Source organism: Streptomyces ipomoeae 91-03 (genome assembly GCF_000317595.1).
Taxonomy (GTDB): Bacteria; Actinomycetota; Actinomycetes; order Streptomycetales; family Streptomycetaceae; genus Streptomyces; species Streptomyces ipomoeae.
Window position 1 is genome coordinate 1 of sequence record NZ_AEJC01000531.1, and the last position, 5,472, is coordinate 5,472.

Annotated in this window: 4 protein-coding genes; 2 read left to right on the forward strand and 2 right to left on the reverse strand. The window is 70.7% G+C overall.

The window, feature by feature from the left end:
- Positions 1 to 1,879 (reverse strand): M4 family metallopeptidase (locus tag STRIP9103_RS34730; RefSeq protein WP_009329383.1); only part of this gene is annotated, 1,879 nt, incomplete at its 3' end.
- Between the two features lie 318 nt (positions 1,880 to 2,197).
- Positions 2,198 to 3,433, reverse strand: a complete 1,236-nt coding sequence (locus STRIP9103_RS34735; RefSeq protein WP_009329388.1) for a hypothetical protein — start codon at positions 3,431 to 3,433, stop codon at positions 2,198 to 2,200.
- Positions 3,434 to 3,686: 253 nt separating this feature from the next.
- Between STRIP9103_RS34735 and STRIP9103_RS34740 the strand changes: the two genes are divergently transcribed.
- Together STRIP9103_RS34740 and STRIP9103_RS34745 are read left to right on the forward strand one after the other, a co-directional pair.
- Entirely contained in the window at positions 3,687 to 4,772 is a 1,086-nt protein-coding gene (locus STRIP9103_RS34740) for an S-(hydroxymethyl)mycothiol dehydrogenase (RefSeq protein ID WP_009329384.1), read from the forward strand.
- Positions 4,772 to 5,401 carry an MBL fold metallo-hydrolase gene (locus tag STRIP9103_RS34745; RefSeq protein ID WP_009329386.1) on the forward strand — a complete coding sequence of 210 codons (630 nt, stop codon included), beginning with the start codon at positions 4,772 to 4,774 and terminating at the stop codon, positions 5,399 to 5,401. The genes STRIP9103_RS34740 and STRIP9103_RS34745 overlap by 1 nt, the downstream gene beginning before the upstream one ends.
- Positions 5,402 to 5,472 lie beyond the last annotated feature (71 nt).

Below are 5,472 nucleotides of genomic sequence, written 5' to 3' on the forward strand. Positions count from 1 at the left end.
CCGTCACGGTGACGGTGGGCGTGTAGCTCGCGGCGGTGGTCGGCGTACCCGAGACGCGTCCCGTGGCGGAGTCGATGGACAGCCCGTCCGGCAGACCGGTGGCCGCGTACGACAGGGCGCCGGCGTTGGTGGAGGACGCCTGGATGTCCAGCGTGACGGCCTGGCCGACCAGGGAGTACTGGCTGGCCGGCGGGACGACGGTCACCCCGTCGAGGATCCTGGAGCCGACGTTGATGGCGGCCCAGGCGTTGGCGGTGTTGTTGTAGGTGACCGAGCCGAGGCCGTACAGGTCGGCGGCGGCCTGCAGGGTGGCGGTGCGGGCGCCCGCGTAGTTGGTCGTGGACGTCATGTACGTGGTGAGCGCCCGGAACCATATCTTCTCGGCCGCCTCCCGGCCGATCGGCGTCACCGGCAGCCCGTCGTACGTCGGCGAGTCGTAGGAGACGCCGTTGACGACCTTCGCGCCGCTGCCCTCGGAGGCCAGGTAGAACCAGTGGTTGGCCGGACCCGAGGAGTAGTGGACGTCGATGGAGCCGAGCGTGGAGGACCAGTAGTCGCGCGAGGCGCCGTCCTTGCTGGGCTTGTCCATGTACCGCAGCGGCGTGCCGTCGCCGTTGATGTCGATCTTCTCGCCGACCAGGTAGTCCCCGACGTCGCTGGGGTTCTCGGCGGCGAACTCGACCGCGGCGGCGAAGATGTCGGAGGTCGCCTCGTTCAACCCGCCCGACTCACCGCTGTAGTTGAGGCCCGCGGTGACCGAGGTCAGGCCGTGCGTCATCTCGTGCGCGGCCACGTCGATCGAGGTGAGCGGATTGGCGTTGCCCGAACCGTCGCCGTACGTCATGCAGAAGCAGGAGTCCTGCCAGAACGCGTTGACGTAGTTGTTGCCGTAGTGCACCCGGCTGTACGGCGCGACGCCGTCGTTGCGCAGCCCGTTGCGCCCGTGCACGTTCTTGTAGTAGTCCCAGGTCAGCGCGGCGCCGTAGTGCGCGTCCGCGCCCGCGGTCTCCAGGTCGGCGGTGGTTCCGTCGCCCCAGATGTCGTCGGACCCGCTGAACAGCGTGCCGGTCCCCGACGAGCCCCGGTTCAGGTTGTACGTCCGGTGGTTGCCCCGCTCCGCGTCGGTGAGCGTGTACGTCGACCCCGACTGGCTGGTGCCGAGCGTGACCGTGCCGCTGTAGCGGGTGTTGCCGGTGCCCGTGTGCACGGACTCGTACTCGTACAGCTTTTTCCCGGTCTGCGCGTCGGTGATGACGTGCAGCTCACTGGGGGTGTCGTCGTGCTGGAAGCCGCTCACCACGGTCTCGTAGGCGAGCGTCGGCGTGCCCTTCGCGGCCCACACGACCTTGCGGCTGCTGTCCGCCGCGGTCTTCTTGGAGCCTTCTTCCTCGGCCGCCGCCAGCGCCTGCTTCTCCGCCGCGGCCTTGCTGACCTCGGGGCTGAGGTCGGGCACGGTCAACCGGGCCTTGTGGGCCCGCGTGACACTCTCGACCGCGCCGGACTTCGACGCGTGCACGACCAGATCGCCGCCGAGCACGGGAAGACCGGCGTAGGTGCGCTCGTACCGTGTGTGCACGGTGCCGTCGGCGTCCTTGACGACGTCCCGTACCCGCAACTCCTCCTGGCCGCCCAGGCCGAGGCGGTCCGCGGTCGCGTCCGTGGCCTTCTCGGCCTTCCGGATGAGACTTTCGCGCTGAGCGGGAGTGAGCTTCGCGGGCAGCGCCCCGCGGTCCGGCTTGGCGGCCAGGGGACGGACGGTGCCTTCGCCGCCGTCACCTCGGGCGCTGGCGGGACCGCCGGGCACGGCGACGGCGAGCATGGCCGCCGCGACGACGAGCGCGGCCGTGGCCGTTGAACGTCTGTGGGGGGTGGACCTCACGCGAACTCCTTTGCTGCGGCCGACGTTGGACGAGCGGCCGTCCGAAGGACCCGGTGCCCCGGTTGACGGCACCGGGTGGTGCAGGGGGAACTGCGAATGCGGGTGCGCGTGCACCGCCGTGAGGCGGAATGGGCACAGAGTGACAGACGTGAGCCGCTTATGTCAGGGGCATAACAAGTCTTGGCTGGAATGTGTTCGATTATCGAGCCGTCTTCGATCCGCCGTCACAGGAGCGACGCCGCGGCCGGGCCCGGACGCGATCAGGGGTGGGCCGGGGCATCCGGGCGGGCGGCCGGCGGCCTTCGCGCAACGGCGTTTTCACGAGGTGCCGGCCAGTCGCTCCCCGGCGGCGGCCCGCACCTCGGCCTCCTCCATCGGATCGTCCCGCAGCCGTACGAGCCGCTCCCGGACGTACGGCGAATCGGGCGCCGACGCGATGCCCAACAACCGGGCGTTCGATTCGCAGTCCCACAGCGACTCGGTGTACGCCAGGTCGAGCCCGGCCGGCGCGATGGCCCTGAGTGCCTTCAGATACGCGGGCCGTTCGTACGAGTGCGGGGTGCGCAGCCAGAGCCGCCGCAGCATCGGAGCCGCGTCCGAGGCCGCCGCCCCGAACCGGGCGAGCCCGTCGGCCAGCAGCGAGGGACCACACCACAGACGTGCCCGTTCATGGGCGGACAGCTCCTCCAACAGCACGGGCACGTCCCGCACTTCACCGTGTTCCGCCAGCACCAGGACGCCGTTCCACGACAACCACGGTCCCCCGTCCACCGCCCACTCGCGTGCCGCGGGCACGGCCGGCGCTCCGAGCCGCCGAATCGCCCGCGCGAGCTGGGGCAGCGGCAGTTCACCGTTCACCTCCGCAAGCTCGGGCACCAGCGGGATCAGCCCCGGCTCCGGCGGGCGCCCGGCCAGGAGACGCAGGGCCTCGGCCTTCTCGCCGTTGGCCGAGCCGGCATCGGCGAGGACGGAGAGAAGCCGCCGACTGCTCGCGCCGACTTGGATCACATGGGTCCGAGGCGAGTGAGCGGAAGGGGCGTACCGCCCTCCCACACCCCAACGCACCCAGGGCTCGGAGCGCCACAGCAACCGCTCCTCCCCGGTCAGCCGGCCCCGTATGACATCGGCCAGATCGTCCCACCACTCCACCGGCCAGACCGCCGCCACCGACTCGATCACATCGACCCAGTGCTCACCTTCCCGAACATGCCTCCGCAGGGCTTCCCGAGCCTCACCCGACCCGGACAGGGCGAGCAGCTCCAGAATCCGAGTGCCCCGCTCACAGTCGTCCGCGTCGCCCGCCAGCAACTCGTACACCGGCCCCAGCCCGAGCCCCGACTCCCGTATCAGCCGGGCGAGATAGAGATGCCGGTCGTCCACCGTCGAATCCCATCGCCAGTCCTGCAGGACGACGCCGTACACGGCCTCGGCGGACGCCGCGGAGTCCGTTCCTCGCGACACCTGAAGCGCACCCAGCCCCCGACCTCGTTGCAGCAGCCCCTCGACCGAGCGTGCCGACGCGTACACCTGTTCACCGGTGGATTCATCACTCATCGCCGCGCAGCCTGCCCGAGTCGCGTCACGGCCACCACACAATTACGAGGCGGAGCACCGGTCGAGCGAGAGGACCGCGCCGTACCGACCGTCGGTCCCGCCTCGCATCGCCTGCCGAATCCTTGACCCCCGCTCGGCGCTCCACGATGCTGTGTTGCGGCAAGCGAGATGCGTGCCGTAATGAGCAACATCGGCATCGGGCCCGGGTCTCGTACCAGCCGAACCCGGGTCTCGTACCAGCCGAGGAGTGGCCATGGCTCACCAGGTCCGTGCTGTCGTCGCGCGGGGCAAGGGCGCCCCCGTCAGTCTGGAGACGATCGTCGTGCCCGACCCGGGACCCGGGGAGGCGCTGGTGAAGATCGAGGCCTGCGGGGTCTGCCACACCGATCTGCACTATCGCGAGGGCGGCATCAGCGACGACTACCCCTTCCTGCTGGGCCACGAGGCCGCCGGCGTCGTGGAGTCGGTGGGGGAGGGGGTCACTGACGTCGCCCCCGGTGACTTCGTCATCCTCAACTGGCGCGCGGTGTGCGGACAGTGCCGGGCCTGTCGGCGCGGACGCCCGTGGTACTGCTTCGACACCCACAACGCCAAGCAGAAGATGACCTTGCTCGACGGCACCGAACTCTCCCCGGCGCTGGGCATCGGCGCGTTCGCGGAGAAGACGCTGGTGGCGGCGGGGCAGTGCACCAAGGTCGACCGGGCGGCGTCACCGGCCGCCGCCGGTCTGCTGGGCTGTGGCGTGATGGCGGGCATCGGCGCCGCCATCAACACGGGCAACGTCGGCCGGGGCGACACCGTCGCGGTCATCGGCTGCGGTGGCGTCGGTGACGCGGCGGTCGTCGGGTCGCGTCTGGCCGGCGCGGCGAAGATCATCGCCGTGGACATCGACGACCGGAAGCTGGAGACCGCCCTGAAGCTGGGCGCGACCCACACCGTCAACTCCAAGGCCACCGACGCCGTCGACGCGATCCGCGAGCTGACCGGTGGCTTCGGTGCCGACGTCGTCATCGAGGCGGTCGGCCGCCCCGAGACGTACAAGCAGGCCTTCTACGCCCGCGACCTGGCCGGCACGGTCGTCCTCGTCGGCGTACCGACACCCGAGATGAAGCTGGAGCTGCCGCTGCTCGACGTCTTCGGTCGCGGCGGTGCGCTCAAGTCGAGTTGGTACGGCGACTGTCTGCCGGACCGCGACTTCCCCATGCTGATCAACCTCTATCTCCAGGGCCGTCTGGACCTGGAGGCCTTCGTCACCGAGACCATCGCCCTCGACGAGGTCGAGAAGGCCTTCGAGCGGATGCACCACGGCGACGTCCTGCGCTCGGTGGTGACGCTCTGATGGCCGCGCGCATCGAACACCTCGTCACCTCGGGCCAGTTCACGCTCGACGGCGGCACGTGGGACGTCGACAACAACGTCTGGATCGTCGGCGACGACCACGAAGTGATCGTCATCGACGCCGCCCACGACGCCGACGCCATCGCCGAGGCCGTGGGCGGACGCACCCTGCGGGCCATCGTGTGCACCCACGCCCACAACGACCACATCGACGCCGCGCCCGCCCTGGCCGAGCGCACCGGCGCCCCGATCTGGCTCCACTCCGACGACCTGCCGCTGTGGAAGCAGACCCACCCCGACCGCGCGCCCGACGGAGAGTTGTCCGACGGCCAGGTCCTCACGGTGGCCGGCGTCGGGCTGACCGTGCTGCACACCCCCGGCCATGCCCCCGGCGCGGTGTGCCTGTACGCGCCCGCGCTGACCGCCCTCTTCAGCGGTGACACCCTCTTCGCGGGCGGCCCCGGGGCGACGGGAAGGTCGTACAGCGACTTCCCGACCATCGTCGACTCCATCCGGGAGCGGTTGCTGACCCTGCCCGGCGAGACCGTCGTTCACACCGGGCACGGGGAGACGACCACCGTCGGGGCGGAGGCCCCGCACCTTCAGGAGTGGATCGACCGAGGGTTCTGACCAGGGTTCCGGCCAGGGTTCCGACCGGCGTTCCGGCCGGGGTTCCGGTCACCACCCGTCGCACGGCGCGC